Annotated in this window: 20 protein-coding genes; 10 read left to right on the forward strand and 10 right to left on the reverse strand. The window is 44.1% G+C overall.

Annotation, left to right across the window (positions count from 1 at the left end):
• The first annotated feature begins 103 nt into the window (after window positions 1-103).
• From ACFOEK_RS00720 to ACFOEK_RS00735, 4 genes are all read left to right on the forward strand, one after another.
• Complete coding sequence (locus ACFOEK_RS00720) at window positions 104-1,549, forward strand: di-heme oxidoreductase family protein (RefSeq protein ID WP_386714664.1); 1,446 nt, start codon at window positions 104-106, stop codon at window positions 1,547-1,549.
• 103 nt (window positions 1,550-1,652) lie between these two features.
• Window positions 1,653-2,726, forward strand: coding sequence for an imelysin family protein (locus ACFOEK_RS00725; RefSeq protein ID WP_386714667.1), 1,074 nt, complete (start codon window positions 1,653-1,655; stop codon window positions 2,724-2,726).
• A gap of 4 nt (window positions 2,727-2,730) precedes the next feature.
• On the forward strand, window positions 2,731-3,888 hold the full coding sequence (locus ACFOEK_RS00730; protein WP_386714670.1) for a DUF1513 domain-containing protein: 1,158 nt from the start codon (window positions 2,731-2,733) through the stop codon (window positions 3,886-3,888).
• Between the two features lie 126 nt (window positions 3,889-4,014).
• A complete protein-coding gene (locus tag ACFOEK_RS00735; RefSeq protein WP_386714673.1) occupies window positions 4,015-4,860 on the forward strand; it encodes a tetratricopeptide repeat protein in 846 nt (281 codons plus the stop codon).
• Between the two features lie 107 nt (window positions 4,861-4,967).
• On the opposite strand, the gene ACFOEK_RS00740 is transcribed toward ACFOEK_RS00735, so the two are convergent.
• Window positions 4,968-5,411 (reverse strand): flavodoxin domain-containing protein, encoded by a 444-nt coding sequence (locus tag ACFOEK_RS00740; protein WP_386714676.1) that lies wholly within the window; start codon window positions 5,409-5,411, stop codon window positions 4,968-4,970.
• 131 nt (window positions 5,412-5,542) lie between these two features.
• On the opposite strand from ACFOEK_RS00740, the gene ACFOEK_RS00745 reads away from it, so the two are divergent.
• From ACFOEK_RS00745 to ACFOEK_RS00755, 3 genes are all read left to right on the forward strand, one after another.
• The gene (locus tag ACFOEK_RS00745; protein ID WP_386714679.1) at window positions 5,543-6,580 is read left to right on the forward strand and encodes an NADP(H)-dependent aldo-keto reductase; all 1,038 of its coding nucleotides are present in this window, start codon (window positions 5,543-5,545) and stop codon (window positions 6,578-6,580) included.
• A 133-nt stretch (window positions 6,581-6,713) separates the two neighbouring features.
• Window positions 6,714-7,670, forward strand: coding sequence for a thioredoxin-disulfide reductase (gene trxB, locus ACFOEK_RS00750; RefSeq protein WP_386714682.1), 957 nt, complete (start codon window positions 6,714-6,716; stop codon window positions 7,668-7,670).
• Window positions 7,671-7,884: 214 nt separating this feature from the next.
• Complete coding sequence (locus tag ACFOEK_RS00755; RefSeq protein WP_386714685.1) at window positions 7,885-9,222, forward strand: DUF1329 domain-containing protein; 1,338 nt, start codon at window positions 7,885-7,887, stop codon at window positions 9,220-9,222.
• Window positions 9,223-9,336: 114 nt separating this feature from the next.
• Here the strand turns inward: ACFOEK_RS00755 and ACFOEK_RS00760 are convergent, their stop codons facing one another.
• Together ACFOEK_RS00760 and ACFOEK_RS00765 are read right to left on the reverse strand one after the other, a co-directional pair.
• Complete coding sequence (locus ACFOEK_RS00760) at window positions 9,337-9,762, reverse strand: YchJ family protein (RefSeq protein WP_386714688.1); 426 nt, start codon at window positions 9,760-9,762, stop codon at window positions 9,337-9,339.
• 12 nt (window positions 9,763-9,774) lie between these two features.
• Window positions 9,775-10,623, reverse strand: a complete 849-nt coding sequence (locus ACFOEK_RS00765; RefSeq protein WP_386714691.1) for a putative RNA methyltransferase — start codon at window positions 10,621-10,623, stop codon at window positions 9,775-9,777.
• Window positions 10,624-10,840: 217 nt separating this feature from the next.
• On the opposite strand from ACFOEK_RS00765, the gene ACFOEK_RS00770 reads away from it, so the two are divergent.
• Window positions 10,841-11,332 carry a Crp/Fnr family transcriptional regulator gene (locus tag ACFOEK_RS00770; RefSeq protein WP_386714694.1) on the forward strand — a complete coding sequence of 164 codons (492 nt, stop codon included), beginning with the start codon at window positions 10,841-10,843 and terminating at the stop codon, window positions 11,330-11,332.
• Between the two features lie 114 nt (window positions 11,333-11,446).
• Entirely contained in the window at window positions 11,447-12,643 is a 1,197-nt protein-coding gene (nhaA, locus tag ACFOEK_RS00775) for a Na+/H+ antiporter NhaA (RefSeq protein ID WP_386714697.1), read from the forward strand.
• Between the two features lie 83 nt (window positions 12,644-12,726).
• Here the strand turns inward: nhaA and ACFOEK_RS00780 are convergent, their stop codons facing one another.
• Together ACFOEK_RS00780 and ACFOEK_RS00785 are read right to left on the reverse strand one after the other, a co-directional pair.
• Window positions 12,727-13,398: an OmpW/AlkL family protein gene (locus ACFOEK_RS00780; RefSeq protein WP_386714700.1), complete on the reverse strand. Its 672-nt coding sequence runs from the start codon at window positions 13,396-13,398 to the stop codon at window positions 12,727-12,729.
• 221 nt (window positions 13,399-13,619) lie between these two features.
• Window positions 13,620-14,615: a DUF3187 family protein gene (locus ACFOEK_RS00785; protein WP_386714703.1), complete on the reverse strand. Its 996-nt coding sequence runs from the start codon at window positions 14,613-14,615 to the stop codon at window positions 13,620-13,622.
• Between the two features lie 168 nt (window positions 14,616-14,783).
• On the opposite strand from ACFOEK_RS00785, the gene ACFOEK_RS00790 reads away from it, so the two are divergent.
• Complete coding sequence (locus tag ACFOEK_RS00790) at window positions 14,784-15,791, forward strand: DUF2804 domain-containing protein (protein WP_386714706.1); 1,008 nt, start codon at window positions 14,784-14,786, stop codon at window positions 15,789-15,791.
• An 81-nt stretch (window positions 15,792-15,872) separates the two neighbouring features.
• Here the strand turns inward: ACFOEK_RS00790 and minE are convergent, their stop codons facing one another.
• The 5 genes from minE to ACFOEK_RS00815 all read right to left on the reverse strand — a co-directional run bounded on the left by minE (window position 15,873) and on the right by ACFOEK_RS00815 (window position 20,252).
• The gene (gene minE / locus ACFOEK_RS00795; RefSeq protein ID WP_386714709.1) at window positions 15,873-16,124 is read right to left on the reverse strand and encodes a cell division topological specificity factor MinE; all 252 of its coding nucleotides are present in this window, start codon (window positions 16,122-16,124) and stop codon (window positions 15,873-15,875) included.
• Window positions 16,125-16,127: 3 nt separating this feature from the next.
• Entirely contained in the window at window positions 16,128-16,934 is an 807-nt protein-coding gene (gene minD / locus ACFOEK_RS00800; protein ID WP_386714712.1) for a septum site-determining protein MinD, read from the reverse strand.
• A 74-nt stretch (window positions 16,935-17,008) separates the two neighbouring features.
• Window positions 17,009-17,872 (reverse strand): septum site-determining protein MinC, encoded by an 864-nt coding sequence (gene minC, locus ACFOEK_RS00805; protein ID WP_386714715.1) that lies wholly within the window; start codon window positions 17,870-17,872, stop codon window positions 17,009-17,011.
• Window positions 17,873-17,953: 81 nt separating this feature from the next.
• The gene (locus ACFOEK_RS00810) at window positions 17,954-18,295 is read right to left on the reverse strand and encodes a HopJ type III effector protein (RefSeq protein ID WP_386714718.1); all 342 of its coding nucleotides are present in this window, start codon (window positions 18,293-18,295) and stop codon (window positions 17,954-17,956) included.
• 85 nt (window positions 18,296-18,380) lie between these two features.
• The gene (locus ACFOEK_RS00815; protein WP_386714721.1) at window positions 18,381-20,252 is read right to left on the reverse strand and encodes a hypothetical protein; all 1,872 of its coding nucleotides are present in this window, start codon (window positions 20,250-20,252) and stop codon (window positions 18,381-18,383) included.
• Window positions 20,253-20,470: the final 218 nt, after the last annotated feature.

Raw genomic sequence — 20,470 nt, forward strand, 5'->3', positions numbered from 1 at the left:
GGTATTGTTGGGTGTACTATTCGCGCAATTTAAAAACACTACAAAAAGTAAGGCTGAAAGCCTGATTTTTAAGTACGCATTAGCTGGTATTAAGGTGGTTGGTATGAAGAGCGGTAAGAAGCTGATAGTGGGAACGGCATTGGTGTTGGCTTCCTCTATGGGGTATTCGGAAATTCTGAAGGTCGGTCCGGGCTTTGATAACCGAGAGATTCAGCAAGGTGGGGATAACTCAACTACGACTATGACCCATGATGCGTTTTCTAAGCCATCTACTCAATTAAGAGGCTCTCTGCGCGCTGACTTCAAAGTAGGTAATAGTTTTTTCAAAAATCCGTGGGTAGTAGCGCCTGCATCAACCGATGCGCGTGATGGTTTGGGGTCTCTGTTTAACGTGAACGCATGTCAGAGTTGCCATATCAAGGATGGTCGCGGTCATGCACCAACCGATGCTTCTGATCGGGCTGATTCGATGTTGATTCGTTTGAGTATACTCCCTCAGAATCAAGAGCATCAGACTTTGCTTGACGCTGGAAAGATGGCGTCTATTGCTGAACCGAACTACGGCGGGCAATTTCAGGACCAGTCAGTTTTTGGTGTAAAACCGGAAGGACGCATCGCAGTAACTTGGAAAGAGGTTAAGATCAGCTTCGCTGATGGTGAAGAAGTTTCGCTTCGTAAGCCAGCCTTTAAGCTAGAAAAATTGGCTTATGGCGATTTACATCCAGACACTAAGATGTCACCTCGTGTAGCGCCACCAATGATCGGATTAGGTCTATTAGAAGCTATTGATGCTAAAGACATTATGTCTCTGCAAGACCTAGAGGATACAAATAAAGACGGCATTTCGGGGAAGGCTAACTGGGTGGTGGATGCTCGAACGGGTGACTTGGTATTGGGACGTTTTGGCTGGAAAGCCGGTCAGCCATCTCTAGAGCAGCAAGGTGCTGGTGCCTTTAATGGTGATATGGGGCTATCCACTTCGTTATTCCCTAATGAGAATTGTACGTCAGCGCAAGAAGACTGTCTTAAAGCAACCACGGGGAGTCGCAATGGTGAACCAGAAGTCAGTGATCAGATTTTGGATGCAGTGACGTTTTACAGTCAAAATCTTGCAGTTCCTGTTCGCCGAGATGCAGATTCTCCCAACGTATTAAAAGGTAAGGCTTTATTCTTTGATGCAGGTTGTCAGAGCTGTCATACCCCAGCGTATAAAACGTCTGCCGCAACGAATATAGACAAGCATCTTAGAAATCAGGTGATTTTCCCTTACACCGATATGTTATTACACGATATGGGGGAAGACTTGAGTGATGGTGGTCATACTGAATTTTTGGCGCAAGGTAATGAGTGGAGAACACCACCACTGTGGGGTATTGGTATGACTGAAAAGGTAAACGGTCATACTGAATTTTTACATGACGGTCGTGCTCGAAATGTTATGGAAGCAGTGTTGTGGCATGGCGGTGAAGCAGAGCAAAGTAAGCAATCTGTACTGAAAATGTCTAAACAGGAGCGCGCTCACCTGGTTGAGTTCCTAAATTCTCTGTAAGGCTTGCTTAAGAGAATGCGCGTTTTTCAAAGCGTGTCCGTTGGACGGTAATGGTTGGTTAGGCAGTAAATATTCGCCAGTTAGTAAATGTTAAAGGTGCCAAATGCTCAATATTAAAAAGTTACTCGCTTCAAGCTGTGTTTTATTCTTTTCTTTGAGTGGTAGTGCTTATGCTCAGGATTGGAGGTCGTCGGTAGAGTCGGTGACTAAAGGGGTGATTCAACCAGGGTATCAAAGCTTAGAGGTTGCATTTGGTCGTCTGGAAGCACAAAGCCAGGCATTTTGTGCGGAGCCGAAACAGGCTACCTATGAGACTGCACAGCAGGCATGGCGTGAAGCGATTTTGGCGTGGATGGATGTAAGCTGGATTCATTTTGGCCCTGTTTCCACAACCAGTGCGCGTTTCGATATTCAGATTTGGCCTATTCGCAAAGGGATAACGCACAAGAAAGTTCAGGCGTTGCTGGCTTTGCCTGAGGTGACAGCTCAAGATGTAGTTCATGCTGGTGTTTCAGTGCGAGGACTTACAGGCAGTGAGTATCTATTGTTCAGTGGTTCAGGTGGTACCTTAGCGCATTATCAGGACGAAACGGCTACGAATCGCTGCCGAGTATTGATCGAAGCGGTGAAGGCAAGTCACAAGACCATTGAGTCACTTAACGCGGGTTGGCAAACGGACAAAGTGATTACGCCTTACTATCAAGGTGTGGACATGCTGGATCGTACAAAGGAATCTGCCTCTGCTGCGTCTATTGTGTGGAATGCTTTGATTTCGGAGTTGGAATTTATTCAGTTACGCAAACTGGAAGGCCCGCTGAATCCTCACGCTAAAAAAGCCAAGCCCACGGCGGCTGAATCCTGGAGAAGCTTGCACTCATTTGAAAATATTACACGTGGTCTCACGACGCTGAAACGTGTTTATCAAGCGGGATACCAGGCGGTTGTCGCTTCACAGAATAAAGCGTTGGATAAACAAGTGATCCTTGGTTTTGATCAGTTAATTCAGCGCCTATCGTCGTTTGAGCAACCTCTGAAAGAGATGCTTAAGAACGATGCCGGACGTGAACAGCTAAAGGCTTTTGACGCAGAAGTTCGTGGGTTTTACGAGTTACTTAGAAATCAAGTAACCCCGTTGACAGGGTTTGTATTGGGCTTTAATGCCAACGACGGTGATTAATAGTATGAATGATCGCCGTGCCTTTATAAAACTGCTGGCCGCGATGGCTTGCACGCCTGCTTTGGTAAATGCATCTTATACGATGCCTGAACGTTCCTTTCAGAAAGGGCCAAAACACACGAATCTTTTGATATCAGCTTTTGATGATCATCAAGGACAGCATTATATAGGCGCTTATGGGTTAGACGAGCAAGAGTGGTTACAACGAGTGCGCGTCAGTCGACGGTATCATAGTGCTGTATCCCGTAAACTAAATGGTTCGGATGACTCTTTATCCAATAATCAGCTCATTTTTGTTGCTCGTCGTCCTGGTGATCAGGCCATCGTGCTCGATCTCGTGAATCATCAAGTGATAGAAGTACAAGCGCCTGCAGGTCGACATTTTTACGGTCACGCAGGCGTAGATGCTCGTAATTGGGTGTGGTTTACCGAAAACGATTTCAAAAGCGGTCGATCGTTATTGGTCGCGCGTTCAGGTTCTGCACTTGAAAAGATCGAAGCTGAAATCGATCTCCAAGGCATTGGGCCACATGAGTTTCGCTTCTTGGCTGATGGTCGTACAGCGGTTATTGGTTTGGGGGGGATCGAAACGCACCCTGACTTTCCCCGTAAGAAATTAAACCTTGATAGCATGCAGTCTGAAATACTGTTGGTGGATACGGTTACAGGTAAGGTTATTGATCGTGATACGCCATTAGATCCTCAGTTGAGTTTACGTCACTTAGATGTTTCTCCTTCCGGGGATGTGGTGATTGCTGCTCAATATCAAGGGCCGAAGTATGAACAGTTTCCTTTAGTCTATCGTTATTCAAAGCAAGCTGGATTGAATGCACTGAAAGCGCCAGAGTCTGTATGGCGTTCGATGAATCAATACATTGCCAGTGTTCAAATTAATTGGTCTTTTCAACAAGTTTTAGTCACGTGCCCGAGAGCGAATGCGATTCATCTGTTTTCTCTGGAAACCGGGGATTGGTTGAGTCAGTATCGGATCGGCGACCCAGGCGGTGCCAGTTTGGATGAGAAGAACCGTTTTCTCGTGAGTACCGGACAGGGCGCAATTGTGTGTTTATCATCAAAGAATGGCGTTTTAACCCTTGAGCGAGAGCAGCAGGTAGGCGATACTCGCTGGGATAATCATATGGATCGTGTTGTAATCGGTTAGCCTACTGGTTCGTTCCAATAATAACAAAAATACCTGGGAACCTCTTAACAACTCCACTCCGGCTGTGTGGCGTCTATGATCGCTCGTAAATTTGGCGAGGTTCCCTAGATCGAAAAGGAAACTCTCATGATGCGCAAAGTCCCTTTGTTTAAGAAAGCGGCTTCTTTGTTGGGTATAGGTCTAATTGCAGTCTCTCTGCAGGCTTGTTTTCCTGGGCCAGGTACCGGGTTGACCGTTGCTGGTTTAGGCGGTCACAAGTTTGCAATGAATAAAGAAAATATTGAGTTACGTGCGCATGCGGCGTTGCATGAAGAAAGTGATTTGCTGACGTATTCTGTGGAAGCGATTTCTAAGGATAAGACGGATGAAGCGGTATTAACGTATCTTGAAGGGTATAACAATCCTGAAAACTCCGACCCTATTCGTGCCATTGCGCTTTATCAAATCGGTTTGGTGTATATGAATCACTACAACCGTGGGCGTGATGATAATAAAGCGGCGGAGTATCTCGTTAAGGCGAGAGATGAGTTCAATATTGATCCTCTTAACCAGCGAATCGAAACTCGTTTAGCGAAGCTCGAGAAGCGTAAAGATAATGTGGTTATTCTTACCGCTGATCAGCATTTGATGAACTGGAAGAAACAGCCGAAATTGCCACCGAAGAATATTCCTCACGATGAGGAAATGAAAGACTTTACAGCGAGAGCCATAACTACGGATCGTATTCAGGAAGCAATTTTACTGTACACCTTAATGTACGAAAACAAAGGTTCTACTGATCAAATACGAGCTAGCTCATTATTCCAGATCGGTTTGATGTATATGAGCCCGTATAACGCAAAAGGTGATCAGGAAAAAGCGCTAGAGTATTTTATTCGTATTCAGCGTGAGTTCCCTAATTCAGAGGTGGCGAAGAGAGCGAACTTGAAAGCGGGTTATCTGATTAATAAGCAGAAGATCGTGTTGGATTAATGCATCCTTATCTTCAAACGTTTTCTTAGTTTAGAACTTACAGAAAAGGCTCCTGATTTGGGAGCCTTTTCTGTTGGGGCTGATAGGTCTTGAATAGGGGGACCTTTCTAAAGAGATTCAGCCCACTCTGTGAGCCAAGGTTTCACATCACGCATTGGCTCTCGCGTTTCTGTAGCATCGATAGTTAGGCGTGTGACAGTTGCGCTTTGAAGTTCATGCATCAGTTCTTCGAACTTTTCTCCTGCGCCGCAGAAGTTAGGGTAAGAGCTATCGCCCATGGCGATAATACCTGCTTTCTTTCCTGTCATCATTGGGAACTTATCTTGGATATCTACATACAAACCAACCAGGTTTTGAGGAATGTCTCCCTGACCTGTTGTGGATGTACAAATTAAGAGGGCATCCATATCAGGCGCTTGAAGCAATTCGGCAGTAGGATTTTCAATTAACTCGGCTTCATATCCAAGTGTGCTGAGTAATTGTGTGGATGCTTCAGCAACGGCTTTGGCATTGCCTCTGACCGATCCATAAACAACGGTAATTTTTGACATATAGTGAATACTTTTGGCTTGAGATAAGGGGCAAATGCGAAGCAATTACATGACATTGCTTCACTTGTGGATGTTAGCGTTTGAGCCTATTTTATCTTGTCTGGGGTTATTAACAAAGTGAAGGAGCCAGAATGGAATATCGTAAACTAGGTAATACCCACTTGGACGTGAGTGCCTTGTGCTTAGGAACTATGACCTTTGGTGAGCAGAATACGCGTGAAGAAGCCTTCCAACAGTTAGACTATGCAGTTGCTGAAGGCATAAATTTTATTGATACCGCAGAAATGTATCCGGTGCCTCCAATGGCAGGAACACAGGGCGATACCGAACATATTATAGGGCAGTGGCTTGGTCAGCGCAGTGACAGAGATAAGTTGGTTATTGCTTCCAAAATTGCCGGGCCAGCTGATTGGTTGAGCTATATTCGAGGTGGCTCCCGTCATACCCAAGCGCACATTTCAGAAGCTATCGATGAGAGCTTGAAACGTCTGCAGACCGATTACATCGATTTGTACCAACTGCACTGGCCTGATCGAAACACCAATTTTTTTGGCCAGCTCGGTTATCAACATCAAGAGGTTGAGGAATCAACTCCCATTGAGGAAACCCTACGGGCGTTAGAATCGGCGGTGAAGGCTGGAAAAATTCGCTACATTGGCTTGTCCAATGAAACGCCTTGGGGGTTGATGTCTTTCTTGAAGCATGCAGAACAATTTGATTTGCCTCGAGTAATGAGCGTTCAGAATCCTTATAACTTGCTAAATCGAACCTATGAAGTCGGCATGGCGGAAGTGTCGATTCGAGAGAATGCGGGATTACTTGCGTACTCGCCATTAGCGTTTGGTGTTTTGTCTGGGAAATACTTGGATGGTCAGCGTCCAGAAAAAGCAAGGTTAACTCTCTTTGAACGATTCACTCGTTACACCAGTCTTCAAGCGGAAGAAGCAACGCAAGGTTATATTAATGTCGCCAAGAAGCATGGTCTGTCACCAGTGCAGATGGCGCTATCCTTTGTGACCAGTCGCCCGTTTGTTACCTCTAACATTATTGGTGCGACGACTATGGATCAGTTAAAGGAGAACATCGGCAGTATTGAGCTGACATTGTCGGATGAAGTGTTGTCTGATCTGGAAGCAATTCACTCCGCGAACAGTAACCCATGTCCTTAATCTAGATGGTTATCCGTGATTTATTGGTATTAATTATTTTAATCAGAGTTATTAATTCTTTTTAATACAATTTATCAAAGACATTGATTACACTAGCTGGCAATTTTTACCATGCTACAAATAGGCCTTAAAAATGAGCGAAGTTAAGCACTGCAAGTTACTAATCTTAGGTTCTGGTCCTGCGGGATACACGGCGGCGGTATATGCTGCGCGCGCTAATTTGAATCCTGTACTGGTAACTGGGATGCAAATGGGCGGTCAGTTAACTCAAACGACGGATGTGGATAACTGGCCGGGGGATCATGACGGTGTTCAAGGTCCTGACTTGATGACTCGCATGCAGCAACACGCTGAGCGTTTTGAGACTGAAATCATTTTTGATCAGATTCATACTGCGAATTTGAAAGAGAAACCGTTCCGTCTGGAAGGTGATAACGGCGTTTACACTTGTGATGCGTTGATCATTTGTACCGGTGCAAGTGCTAAGTATCTTGGCCTTGAAAGCGAAGAAGCGTTCTCTGGTCGTGGTGTGTCTGCATGTGCTACCTGTGATGGTTTCTTCTATCGTAATAAGCCTGTTGTGGTTGTTGGTGGTGGTAATACCGCCGTTGAAGAAGCCTTGTATCTTTCAAACATTGCTTCAGAAGTGACAGTGATTCACCGTCGTGACTCTTTCCGTTCTGAAAAGATTCTTCAGGACAAGATTCGTGAGCGTGCGGAGAACGGAAATATCAATATTAAGTGGTATTCAGAACTGGATGAAGTGTTGGGTGACGACGCAGGTGTTACCGGTGTGCGAATCCGTAACAATCAAACCGGTGAAACCGAAGAGTTGGCCGTAGATGGTGTATTCATCGCTATTGGTCACCAACCAAACACTGGTTTGTTTGAAGGTCAGCTGAATATGGAAGGTGGCTATATTAAAGTACAAAGCGGTTCTGAAGGTAATGCGACACAGACCAGTATTCCAGGTGTGTTTGCTGCTGGAGACGTTATGGATCACATCTATCGTCAGGCAATTACTTCTGCTGGTACGGGTTGTATGGCAGCGTTGGACGCTGAGCGTTATCTAGATAATCTTGAAGATTAATAATCTGCTCGAATATTGCACTATTATTAAAGGGTTTGTGAGAAATCACAGACCCTTTTTTATTGGAATTTATGATCTGTGTTACAAAACGTTACATGCGTTTTTGAACGGGTGTCGTGTATTTCTGTATAATGGCGCCCGCTTGCATTAGATGGAATTGCCTGATTGCGATCGGAGTGCAATAAATTCTTATTATTGGTCTGGAAGGTAAGTGATGTCTTTATCATATAAAACAATACTTGCAGCAGTATTATCTGTTTCAACAAGTGTTGCAGTAGCTGCGGTTAGTCCGCAGGAAGCGTCGAAGCTTGGTCAAGAATTAACGCCGATTGGCGCTGAAAAAGCGGGCAACGCAACAGGAACAATTCCAGCATGGACAGGTGGCTTGACGGAAGGGCCTGGTGGTTACAACAATGAGCAAGGGTACATTGACCCGTTTGCGAGTGATGAGCCTGCAAAAGTTATTACTGCTCAGAATTACCAAAAATACGCAGATCAATTAACTGAAGGCCAGAAAGCGCTGTTCCAACGCTATCCTGAAACCTTCAAGATGCCGGTTTACCAAACGCGCCGTTCTGCTGCGTACCCGGATTTCGTGTATGAGAAAGCAAAAGCAAACGCTACTACTGCTGAGTTGGTAGACAATGGTAATGGTATCGATAAGTACGATGAGACGGTTCCTTTTGCATTACCGAAAACAGGTGTTGAGTTGGTTTGGAACCATGTAACTCGATATCGCTCTCGTGACATTCAACGTACCGTTGCTCAAGTTGTTCCTAACTCGAACGGCTCATTCAACCCAATCGTTCTTACTGATGAATTGAAGTTTATCGGTGATCCTTCAGAGAACAGCTTGTTCTACTTCAAGCAAATTATTAAATCACCTGCTCGTCTTGGTGGTAATGTTCTGTTGGTTCAAGAAACCATTAACCAAGTAAAAGAGCCTCGCCGTGCTTGGGTATATAACGCAGGTCAGCGTCGTGTTCGTCGTGCACCGCAGGTTGCGTATGATGGACCAGGTACTGCGTCCGATGGTCAGCGTACTGCAGATAACTATGACATGTTCAATGGTTCACCAGATCAATACAGCTGGGAGCTGAAAGGCAAGAAAGAAATCTACATTCCATACAACTCCTATAAGTTGATGGATAAATCTGTGAGCCTGAATGACATTATCAAGCCGGGCCATATTAACCAAGACCTAACGCGTTACGAGTTACACCGTGTTTGGGTGGTTGAGGCAACGTTGAAAGACGGTATTCGTAACATCTATGCGAAGCGTACTTTCTACTTTGATGAAGACTCTTATTCAGTGGTTTACGTAGACCATTACGATGCGCGTGGTAAGTTGTGGCGTATTGCTGAAGCCCACAGTGCTCAGTTCTACGATGTCAAGATTCCTTGGTATGCAATGGAAGCTTTGTATGACCTGAACAATGGTCGTTACTATACCTTTGGTATGGTTAACGAAACTGAAGGTTATAACTTCGACTACCGTAGCTCGAAGAAAGACTATACACCGTCTGCACTTCGTCGTGCTGGTGTTCGCTAATCACTCTGTGATTGGTTATGAAAAAGGAGCCTGAAGTGGCTCCTTTTTTGTGTCTGTAGTTTTGGGCTAAGTTCAACATTCTATACGCCTGAATGTTAGACAGTGCCCTCGAGCTTACTCAATAAAAGTGCCTGAGTGGTAGTACCACTGGCCTGCTTCTCGCACAAAGAGAGATTCTTCCTTCAGTACGCCTTGGCTGCCTTGTTCATCAAGATAGAAGGCTGCAAACGCTACCCAACCTTTCTTATCTGTTACCTTTCCACGCTTACTGTTCAGTACTTTAAGCTGTTGCCATTGTGTTTTGTCTTCTGCGAGATTGAGTTGCTTAGGTCGCGTCGACGGATGCCAGGTCTTTGATAGATAGTCTTCTTCTTTCAGGAAATACGCAGTGTAGCGGCTTTTCATTAACGCTTTGGCTGTGGTTACTCGTTTCGTGCCATTGATATAAGGCGCGCAACATAGGTTGTAAGCTTTATTGCTACCGCAAGGGCAGGGATCAGATGTGTTGAATTTCTTGAAGAGTGGTTTTGCTTTGATCATGTAAGTTCCATACTAATTCAATCTGAACAAAGACACATTAACGTCTATGGTGATGGTGAGTTCATTTAAACTAAGCAGCTTGTCTCTTCCTTCAGCGGGGGCACGCCATTGATGTGGCGTCATCGCGAGGAGATCCTGAATTTGTTCTCTGCTACTGAGTGTGTGCTGATGCTGGCATGCGTGCTGATCGGTGAGTTTAAAGTGACTGTCTAATGATGCAGCTGGATCAAGTGTTTGATCTTTCACGCTTGGATATAAAATATCTCTCATTTCCAATAAGTGATTCTTACCGGTTGTGACTGTGATAAGTCGCCCGTCATGGGATAGTGCCTGTGCGATGCCTTCCGGCATAAGTCGAGTAAACAAGCAGGTAATGAGGTCTTGAGAGCGTGGTGTTACTGGGATATCAGCACCCGATGCGACGAGCCAGGTAATGTCTTTATTACGTTTAGCAGCATGTCGAATGGCGTCTTTGGATATATCCAGGCCAATCAATTCAATATTGTTGTCTATGGGTGGTTTAAGCGATGAATACAAGCGATCAGTGTAATAGCCTTCGCCACAGCCTAGATCCAGTATCTTGGTGATGGAATTCTTCTTGGTGTCGAGTAGCTGATTACAAACTTGATTCAGGTGTTCTGATATTGGTTGGTAGATATTGGTGTTTAGAAATTTTTGTCTTGCCAGCACCATTTCATTGTTATCACCCGGCTGCTTAGAGCGCTTTTGGTTAGACATTAAAAGGTTGAAATAGCCTTGTTTAGCCTGATCAAAGGTATGGTTGTTGTCACAATGGAGCTGTTTAGAGGTCATTGACAAGGGGTGAGAGCAAATCGGGCACTGTAAAGATGTTGATAACATGGTGAATGCTTAATTAAATAAAAGGTCAATTATACCTCAGAGGCTCTTGTCTAGGCCAAAAATGATGTTAGCTTAATCTGTAAAACAGGTTCCTTGCTGATCCTCTGTTTTGATAACATCTGTCTAACTGTGTAGAGGTTTGTTGGCAGTTATCTATTATTAATAAAAGGCGATGTACTCGCTTTTACGGTGATTATTGTGTTTTTGAGGAATAACTATGCTCCCCAAAGAGAAGAATGTTGAGCGTCTTCAAGTAAACCCTGATGAACTTGCTCAAATGTTGGATAAAACTTCTTGGGGGAATGATTTGTCATGGGACGAATTGGTCACATTAGGAAAGTTTATTCAGGCATATAAGGTTCGGCCAAATACGGTCTTGTTTGCGGAAGGCGAACTGAACCAGACTATGGCTATTCTGGTCGAAGGAAGAGTGGAAATTGTTAAGTCCACAACAAGTAATCAGAAGAAGTCCATTGCGAAAGTAAAAAGCCCTCAAACCTTTGGTGAAATGAGTTTGATTGATGGTCAACCACGTTCGGCTGAAGTAGTAGCGGATTCTTCCTGTATTTGTTTGTTATTAACAAAACAAAAGTTCATGGAGATGAGCGAGCGTCAGTCACATCTTGCGTTTAAAATTCTCTGGAAAATCTCAAGTTTAATGAGTCAAAGACTACGCCAAGTAAGCGGACAGCTGGTCGATCTGGTATAGTACGGACGTTTTGGCTTTTTTATTGTCTATAGCAATATAGAATATAAATCTTCTGATGTATTATTAGATGATATATAAAACTCTCTTTCTGTCGATCAAAAGGGTATAAACTCAATGATACAAAGCATGTTAAAGGATTTTCTCAAGTTGGAGTCGGCTTCAGGAATACTACTTATCATTGCGACTGCCGTGGCTTTGGTGTTTGCCAATTCCCCACTGGATCAGTATTACGAGCTTTTTCTCTCTACCTATATGGGTGTTCATGTTGGGGCTTTTGAAATCAATAAGCCTTTGCTTCTTTGGATCAATGATGGCTTGATGGCCGTTTTCTTTTTCCTGATCGGTTTAGAGTTAAAACGTGAACTTGTTGAAGGAGAGCTTTCTGATCCTAAGCAGATCATTCTTCCTGCAGCAGGTGCGGTTGGCGGTATGCTGGTGCCTGCGCTTATTTATGTGGGAATGAACTGGGGGAACGAACAAGCTATTGCTGGTTGGGCGATTCCTGCGGCTACTGATATTGCTTTCGCTCTAGGTATTCTGGCAATGTTGGGAAGTCGCGTTCCGGTTGCGCTCAAGGTATTTCTAGTTTCTTTGGCGATCATTGATGATATCGGTGCGATCATCATTATTGCAATTTTCTACACCAGTGATTTGTCGGTTGAGTCGCTTGTGGTCGCTGGGTTGGCCATTGCAGGGTTAGCCATTTTAAACCGTCGTGGTGTGGTGAAAATTGCCCCTTACATTCTGATTGGTTTGGTGCTTTGGGTATCGGTATTAAAATCAGGTGTACACGCAACCTTAGCGGGTGTGGTGATGGCTTTCTTTATTCCGTTAAAACTTAAGGATGAGCACGGGCAGTCACCGGCACGTCAATTAGAGCATGATCTTCACTCATCGGTTGCCTTCGTTATTGTGCCTATCTTTGCTTTTGCTAATGCGGGGGTTGACTTAAGAGGAATGTCATTAGAACGATTCTTGGATCCGTTACCGATTGGTATTGCAATGGGGCTGTTTGTTGGTAAGCAAATTGGTGTGTTTGGTTTCGCCTGGTTAGTGATCAAAATGGGACTGGCTAAGCTGCCTAAGAGTGTGAGTTGGGCACAACTGTATGGGGTGTCGATCTTGTGTGGTATTGGTTTCACCATGAGTTTGTTTATTGGTTCGTTAGCTTTTGAACAAACCGGAGAACAAATGGATGATCGATTAGGTATTCTGTTTGGTTCAATACTGTCATCGGTGGTTGGTTACTTATTACTGTATAAAGTATTGCCAAAAACGCCGGCTGACCAGCCCGAAGTAGAACATCGCTAGGAAGTTCAAGGTAAACATTAAGATACGAAAAAACCGGTTCATATGAACCGGTTTTTTGATTTTTGGGTATTGGAAAGGAAGACTTACAGCTTGTAGCCAACGCTTACCATGTAAACCATCGGGTCAATCTCAACGTCTGATTTCAATGTACCTACACCGTCTAGATTAACAGTAGCGTCTGTATCGATATCCATTTTATAGACAGACGCGTTAAGTAGGATGTTATCTGTAACTAGGTAATCGACCCCAATTTGTGCGGCAAAGCCCATAGAATCATCAAGATCCAAGTCTGAAAATCCATCAGAAGAATTCGCGTTTTCATCGAAGAACCATGTGTAGTTTAAGCCAACACCCGCATATGGTTGGAACTTCGAATCTGTATCTCCAAGCAAGAAGTATTGCAGTGAAACGGTTGGTGGTAGGTGCTTAGTTGAACCTACTTTAAGGCCAGCGCCTTCTACATAAACCTCATGTTCAAATGGAGTGGCGGCCAACACTTCCACACCCACATTCTGAGATAGCATGTAAACAAAGTTCAAACCAAGCTGAGTGTCGTTATCTACAACGGCGTTCAGCCCTGTGTCAGCACCGGAAGCGGATACCAAAATATCGCCATTTGGTGCATTTTCAGGTTCAACTGTTGCTGCACCCGCACGGACGATAATGTCGCCAGCATCATACGCATGAACGGCTGTCGCTCCTGACATTGCCAACGTTGCAGTTAAAATTGCAGCACCTAACTTGTTCATTTTCATAACTTTCTCCAAGATCGCAGAGCACTTTTTGTTTGTTTTAAATTGTTAGGCGTAGTTTATGAGCGGAGGAAGTTTGAATATTGATATGAATCAATTCGAAGAATGCCCATGATATACAAATGGGTATATTTGATGGGGTTATTGATCCATGTCATGGGTTTTTGATGGCTGGAATCTTTATTTCCAGCCATTTAGGTGTGGACTTTTAGGTGATTAGATCGCTAGTACAAACTGGTCCACTCAACAAAAAAGGTAACGTCGGCAGTGGAATCAGTCTTTAAGTCCTCTGAAATAGCAATGTCCCACTGGTGTGATGAAGCCGTATATAGGGTTAACCCTAACGTCAGTTGCAATGCCTCACTTTCTACAGGCTCGAGATTACTTTCTGATAATTTACTGTGGCTTTCGAGCTGTCCTTTGAGGATGACATCAGGAATCGCTTCCCAAAAAATGCCTGTGTGCAGCGTTGTGACGTGCTTTTTCTGATTTCTTATTTGTTCTGCATCACCAAGGTAGTGTTGACCAAGTTCAGCTGCAAACGACAGTGTATCAATCTCAAATATCTGTGTTTTTAAGTAACTGACACTGGCTCCGGCATCCCAGCTTCCGCTGCCCATTAGTTTATCTTCATCCCCGGTGGGCGCTTTAAGGTGTAAATGGACAATAAAAGGAGAGTCTGTGAAAGATTTGCTGAGCTGTAACCTCAGATCGCCAATGCCATTTTCACTGCCTTGTATTATGTAATCGAGATCACTTCCATTTTGATAGCCATAAACCAGTTCGTTTCTCGGAAAGTCATCTCGACTGCCTTCACGAAAATTAAAAACTTCATGAAACTTATCAATGGAGTTATCTAGAAAGCCGCTGGAGTGACGAACGATAGGAAGCTCTGCGGATGCTTGCCAGCCATTGTCGAACCCCATGCTCCAACTTGGTGTTAAGCGCCAGGTTTCACCATCAAAGCGAACGACTTCCGGGGCATTATCCATAGTGACGGCATTGCTGACTACTTCGACTTTAACTCTGGCCTTTGTTTGTCCTGAATCGAGCAGATGTGTTTCTGACATACCGGGCAGATTAAACAGGCTTTCAATAGGAGAGGAGAAGCGGCTATTTATCGGATTAACTTCAGCTTGTGCGATAGCTGATAGTGAAAAGGTCGTAAAGGAAACGGTGGTCAGTGAAAATAGGTAAGGAATTGTGCGCATTCTGATCATTTCAATCCTTAGAGTTATTCTTAATATTTGGAATCGTGTTCAAATTCGGACTGTTATCCATCCTAGATAGTTAGTTAGGACATAGCAATCTATCTGGGGATTAAGTAGTGTAGTTGCGGTCTAGAAAATACATAATCAATAAAAAAGTCAGTCGTTGAAGGGATGAAAATGGACAAATTAGTTAATGCAGTTGGAAAGCCTTATTTTGGATGGATTAAAGAGCCGGTGGATGATGTTAACTATTTGGACTTCCCCTTAACCAATACCATGGACAAACTGCAGTCGCTTTCCAGCAAGAAACGAAAATTCAATCAGTTCCATTTTATTGGTGTACTCACCGAAGAGTTTATGGCGGGGATTGCCATTGTGAACTTAAAGTTAGTGAGTAACTGTTTTTTTTATGTTTGGACAAAAGACGAAGGACTGGTTGTTGAAAAAAGTGTGATCAGTCCTTTGGGAATAGGAACAAATATATCTACTACACCGGATTTTGCAGAGTCTAAATTTTCTTGGATGGGGACTCAAGCAAGTATCTCGCAACGAGATGCGGATACCCATGTTTCGGTTCAAAGTAACAAGTTCTCCGCAAATTTTAGATTACAGCAAAACGAAGGCTACGAGCCGTTGCGAGTCTGTTCTCAGGCTGGATATACCGGTTGGGTGTTTACTCAAAAAACAGCAGGTCTCGCTGCGTCTGGGCATTTTGATGTTAATGGTAAACGCTATAACTTAGATGAAATGAAGGCTTTGGGAAGCGTTGATTGGTCTTGTGGTTATATGCGTCGTGAAACTGCTTGGAATTGGGCGTGTTTTTCTGGTCGGGATGAACTGGATCGAACCATCGGGTTAAATCTTGCTTCCGGGGTCAATGAAACCGGTACCACTGAGAACGGGTTATGGGTCGATGGGCAATTGCACAAATTAGGCGGCGTACGCTTTGAGTTTGATCGGCAGGATATGCAAAAGCCTTGGAAAGTTTCTTCGGAGTGTGGGCGTGTAGCGTTAGATTTCCTGCCACAAGGTTGTCGCTCTGAGAAGTTAAATGTGGGGCTGTTGGCTTCGAACTTCAAGCAGATGTTTGGTCATTACTCGGGGACGATCATTTCGGATGATGGTAGTCCGGTGGTCTTTAATCATGTGCCTGGTTATGCGGAAGACCATTACGCCAAGTGGTAATTTATTGTAGGTACATTTATAGCAGGCATAAAAAAGCGCGATCTTAATCGCGCTTTTTTATGAGCTCAGAGGAATACGCTCTTACTTCTCTGGAAGCGTAATGTTTAATTCAAGCACTGAGCAATCATCCGAGTTTTCAAGCTGAACTTGAACATCGTCATCCGCAATCGATACATATTTACGAATCACTGAGAGAATTTCCTGCTGCATTTCTGGCAAGTAATCAGGTTGATTTCTTGCGGTTCTTTCATGAGCAACTATGATTTGCAGACGCTCTTTTGCAATAGATGCCGTCGCCTTAGGTTCCTTTTTGAAATAGCTAAAAATACTCATTGTTTAGCCACCAAACATTCTCTTAAGGAAGCCTTTCTTTTCGGCTTCGAGGAAGCGATATTCCACTTGTTCACCGAGAAGTCGAGAGACCATGTCTTGATATGCTTGGCCTGCGTCACTGTTATCATCAAGAATCACAGGTGTTCCCTGGTTTGAGTTCTTGATAACAGATTCTGATTCTGGAATCACGCCCAATAAAGGTACGGCAAGGATTTCTTCCACGTCTTCAACGGAAAGCATTTCGCCTTTAGCAACACGTACAGGGTTGTAACGTGTTACCAACAAGTGCTCTTTAACCGTTTCGCCAGCTTCAGCCTTACGTGAGCGACTTTGTAGAATACCAATGATGCGGTCTGAATCGCGAACAGAAGACACTTCAGGGTTGGTAACGATAATGGCTTCATCAGCAAAATAGAGTGCCATCATTGCACCGTGTTCAATGCCTGCAGGAGAATCACAGATGATGTAATCAAATTCTTTGGCAAGTTCTTCAAGCACTTCACCTACGCCTTCTTTGCTTAGCGCATCTTTGTCGCGAGTTTGTGAAGCAGCAAGAATGAATAGGTTGTCGCAACGCTTATCTTTGATTAGTGCTTGCTTTAGCGTAGCTTCTTTATTGATGACTTGAACGAAGTCGAATACTACACGACGTTCACAGTTCATGATCAAATCAAGATTTCGAAGACCTACATCAAAATCAATAACGACGGTTTTGTGTCCTCGTAACGCGAGGCCGGTGCTGATAGCAGCGCTGGAAGTGGTTTTACCAACGCCTCCTTTGCCTGAGGTGACAACGATAATCTTAGCCATGTCAGTCCTGTTCTTTATTTTTCTTTCCCTGATAGGGCATGCGCCCAGGGTATGAGTCTTTGGGCGATTATTGGTTAAAGCGTATCTATATGCAAGTGGTTTTCTTTGAGCTCAATTTGGCTACTTTGGCCGATTCTGTCGTTAGGAAGATCATCGCTAACTTGGTAAACACCGGCGATTGAAATGAGCTCGGCGTGTAAGGATTGACAGAATATCCTGGCGTCTTTGTTACCGTTTGCACCAGCAATGGCGCGGCCTCTCAAGGTTCCGTAGATATGGATGTTGCCATCGGCGATTACTTCAGCACCTTGACCCACTTGAGCAAGCACAATCAAATCACTGTCTTTTGCGTAGATTTGTTGGCCTGATCTAACGGGGGTTGAAACGATTTTCGTTTTAGTTGGCGTTGCTTGGGCAGCCTGTTGAGCTTCAGTACTATGACTTTCTTCCGACGAATGGCTTGTTTCAGCACTCACTTCCGATTCAGTAAGTTCAAGTTGCTGAGGCGTTGGATTTGATGCAGGTTCGGCATCGTTTGATGATGATTCAATGGTTTCTTGAGCTCTGTTAGTGTTGTCGGCGGTATTCTCTATCGTTTCTTTTGCTTTTTGAGCTCGTTGCTTGAGCTTATTGCGTCCGGGAGGAATCCAGGCTAAATCAAGCTGTTGGGCAATACTCTTAAATTCCTCGGGACCCTTCAGTGCAACTGGTAAAATATTATGCTTTCGAATAATAAATAAGAACTTTTGAATACTTGAAACATCCAGAGAATCAACGTCTTCCAATCCTAGAATCGCAGGCATTCGGTCAAACAATGCGGGGCTGGCATTTACTTTCTCTGTGAGTTGTTGATCGAAGACTTGATCGTCTGAAGAGGCAAGCTCAATCACTGTTAGAGGGATCATCTGGCTTTTTAAGGCAAAAGCGTTGTTGCTCATGTGTCCAAATTCCTGCAGCTAAGCCGACATTTAAAAGTGATTCGGCTTACGGTATTCCATATTAAGTACATGGTTCTGATGTTAGTTTTTAGCAGTAAGTGCGCTCGCATCAATGCTTACACCCGCCCAACCGTGCTTAATAAAGTTGCGAATGTTTTGATGGTCTTGCGCGCCAGGGTGCTCTAAAACATCTTTACGGTAAAAATCGCCAAAGCATTGAAGTACTTCGGCTTCGGTTAATGTGAGTGCTTTACCTAAGCTGAAGATTTTTGCGGAACCCTGGTTCGTCCCTAATTCATTTTGTTGTTCGCCTACCGTAAATGCGACCGGAGTGAACTCGAAGTTGGCTTCGATGAAATCCATGGTTTGTTGGAAAGAGTTCGTTTCTGCGCGAAGAGCTTCGATAAAAGAGTCTTTAGTCATAATCCTAATGCTTATATAAATCGAAGCGACACAGTAAATGCCGCTTCGTCAAAAATGTATTGAATGGTGGTTATTGTATGGTGACTTACTGTATCGCTACAACCTTAGGTTGGTGACCTGCGACTTCTGGCATGGTCATGCCCGCGGTTGCGTTGATGTAGGTAGGGTCGGTGACAGTAAATTTTTTGCCATTAAAGGCGATGCTGTCCCCTGAAACGGGTTTGCTGAAGGCAACTGCGGCAGCGATGTGTCCTGGATAATCTAATCCGACGACTTCCAAGCCAAGCAGTTCTCTTACTAACCAGGCAAAAAGAACCGAACGGTCTTCACAGTCTGACGCAGGCATAGTGAGCGTTTCTTCGGCGAACAAATAGTTTTCAAAGCCAAATTGTTGGTCATCAGTTTGGTATTCAAAGCCTGTTTGTACAAAGCGCAATAACAAATTCACGGCTTCTAACTCGGACTTTCCTTCCAGCATCGGGCGGAAAAGATCGAGGGCATCGTTGGCTGTGACGGTATCAACCGGTGAAATAAAGTATTGATCTATGTCCATCTGTGGATAACTGGCGAGGTAATTGACTCGAGTCGGATTTACATTAAGTGAAAGACGATACTCTTGTCTGTCGTATTTGAATTTAAAGTCTTTTCGCTGGTAGTGTTTTTCGTCAGAAAACGCCAAGGGGTCTTTCATATTTACCGGTGTAACAGCGCGAGGGTATTCGCCATCGTAGGTGAATACGCGGCCAAGATCACGAGGTTTGCCATCTGGAGAAACGGCATAAAAACGCTTACCGCTGAAAGTAAAGAACGTCACTTCATATAAAGACTGTTGCGCAGGAACCAGCAAATACACGCCTTGTTTGTTGTACGCCAATCGAGCCTGATAGTCTTGCTTAACGAGTAAGAACCAACTGGTAAAGCTTTGCGCATTGATATTGCTTGGGTGCATGGCTTTGGAGAATGCGAAAGCCAGCTGAACTTTACCCCAGTCGCCAAGGTTATATTGCTTGGCAGTAGTGTTGAGTTGTTCAAGGACGGGCTCGTAATCTGATAGGCTTAGATCCGACCAACCTTTGGAAATGGCTTTGGCTCCGTAATTTCGATCTATGGCTTTTGCTAATTTTTTATCGGCAATAATAGTGGTTTTACGCCCAAAGAAATCAAAACGGTATTTCTTGCCTGTATAGGACGGAGCCTTTGGTTCTACTGGTAAAGCGAGTGGTGGGATTCTTGGCGTATCGTCCACTATTGGAGCAGGCGTCGGATCTTTCGGTTTCACTTCAGGAAGTTTAATTTCCTTGGGTGGTTCAATCTTAATAGGGGCCGGTTTCTCTATGATAGGTTTTTCAACTATAGGCCTATCCGGTTTGAAATCTGTATCAGGGGTTGGCTGATCGAACTGTGGTTGATCGAGCTGTGGTTGATTGAACTGTGGCTGATCAAAAATAGGATCAGTTTTGGTTATTTGATCAAAGTCTGGTTCTGAAAATGGCGGTTTTTCAAACGTTGGTATATCCACTGGAGGCTTATCACCCCGAGGCCTGTCACCCCGAGGCATATCAAAGTCAGGTTTTACATCAATAATCGGTGTTGTCGGTTTCGGAATGCTGGCTATTGGAAGATCAGGTTTAGGTAATACCGGTTCTATCTTCTTAGGTATCGTCACGACAGGAAGATCATCAACCACAACAGGTTTTGGCTTTGCAACGGGCATATCAACCGGTTTGGGTTTGATGTCGCGAACTTCACCTTCTTGAGTATCAACTTCTTTCCATTGTTTTTTCAGAAAGTCAGTGAAGGCTTTATCCCTTTCGTCTTTGTAAGCTTGGTAACTGCTCATGGTCTGTTCTTTCCACTTTAGGAAATCATCCGGGTATGACGAAGCTTGTGGCGAAGAAGCGATACCAATAGCAAGTGGAAGAACTGCTAAAAGAGCGACCATGTTTACGTGTTTCATGTTAATCCTTAACCTGTAAAACGTTTCGATTGTTCACTGATGTGTATAAGCCTGTAATGGTTGTGATTAAGTTTATATCACTCTTCAAGAAGTGAACACTCGAACCTCGGTTTTAAAACTTCTTGAGATGAGTGGTGATCTTATGTCGTGCACTCAACGTATAACTACGGGATCATCTTCTGAGAGATCTTTTTGAGAGAGAAGCGTTAGTCTGTATG

The sequence above is a fragment of the Litoribrevibacter euphylliae genome (assembly GCF_042646085.1).
In the GTDB taxonomy this organism is placed as follows: domain Bacteria; phylum Pseudomonadota; class Gammaproteobacteria; order Pseudomonadales; family Litoribrevibacteraceae; genus Litoribrevibacter; species Litoribrevibacter euphylliae.

Coding starts and splice junctions, on each gene's coding strand:
- ACFOEK_RS00720 (WP_386714664.1), top strand. CDS start 104: ATGAAGAGCGGTAAGAAGCTGATAGTGGGAACGGCATTGGTGTTGGCT.
- ACFOEK_RS00725 (WP_386714667.1), top strand. CDS start 1,653: ATGCTCAATATTAAAAAGTTACTCGCTTCAAGCTGTGTTTTATTCTTT.
- ACFOEK_RS00730 (WP_386714670.1), top strand. CDS start 2,731: ATGAATGATCGCCGTGCCTTTATAAAACTGCTGGCCGCGATGGCTTGC.
- ACFOEK_RS00735 (WP_386714673.1), top strand. CDS start 4,015: ATGATGCGCAAAGTCCCTTTGTTTAAGAAAGCGGCTTCTTTGTTGGGT.
- ACFOEK_RS00740 (WP_386714676.1), bottom strand. CDS start 5,411: ATGTCAAAAATTACCGTTGTTTATGGATCGGTCAGAGGCAATGCCAAA.
- ACFOEK_RS00745 (WP_386714679.1), top strand. CDS start 5,543: ATGGAATATCGTAAACTAGGTAATACCCACTTGGACGTGAGTGCCTTG.
- trxB (WP_386714682.1), top strand. CDS start 6,714: ATGAGCGAAGTTAAGCACTGCAAGTTACTAATCTTAGGTTCTGGTCCT.
- ACFOEK_RS00755 (WP_386714685.1), top strand. CDS start 7,885: ATGTCTTTATCATATAAAACAATACTTGCAGCAGTATTATCTGTTTCA.
- ACFOEK_RS00760 (WP_386714688.1), bottom strand. CDS start 9,762: ATGATCAAAGCAAAACCACTCTTCAAGAAATTCAACACATCTGATCCC.
- ACFOEK_RS00765 (WP_386714691.1), bottom strand. CDS start 10,623: ATGTTATCAACATCTTTACAGTGCCCGATTTGCTCTCACCCCTTGTCA.
- ACFOEK_RS00770 (WP_386714694.1), top strand. CDS start 10,841: ATGCTCCCCAAAGAGAAGAATGTTGAGCGTCTTCAAGTAAACCCTGAT.
- nhaA (WP_386714697.1), top strand. CDS start 11,447: ATGATACAAAGCATGTTAAAGGATTTTCTCAAGTTGGAGTCGGCTTCA.
- ACFOEK_RS00780 (WP_386714700.1), bottom strand. CDS start 13,398: ATGAAAATGAACAAGTTAGGTGCTGCAATTTTAACTGCAACGTTGGCA.
- ACFOEK_RS00785 (WP_386714703.1), bottom strand. CDS start 14,615: ATGATCAGAATGCGCACAATTCCTTACCTATTTTCACTGACCACCGTT.
- ACFOEK_RS00790 (WP_386714706.1), top strand. CDS start 14,784: ATGGACAAATTAGTTAATGCAGTTGGAAAGCCTTATTTTGGATGGATT.
- minE (WP_386714709.1), bottom strand. CDS start 16,124: ATGAGTATTTTTAGCTATTTCAAAAAGGAACCTAAGGCGACGGCATCT.
- minD (WP_386714712.1), bottom strand. CDS start 16,934: ATGGCTAAGATTATCGTTGTCACCTCAGGCAAAGGAGGCGTTGGTAAA.
- minC (WP_386714715.1), bottom strand. CDS start 17,872: ATGAGCAACAACGCTTTTGCCTTAAAAAGCCAGATGATCCCTCTAACA.
- ACFOEK_RS00810 (WP_386714718.1), bottom strand. CDS start 18,295: ATGACTAAAGACTCTTTTATCGAAGCTCTTCGCGCAGAAACGAACTCT.
- ACFOEK_RS00815 (WP_386714721.1), bottom strand. CDS start 20,252: ATGAAACACGTAAACATGGTCGCTCTTTTAGCAGTTCTTCCACTTGCT.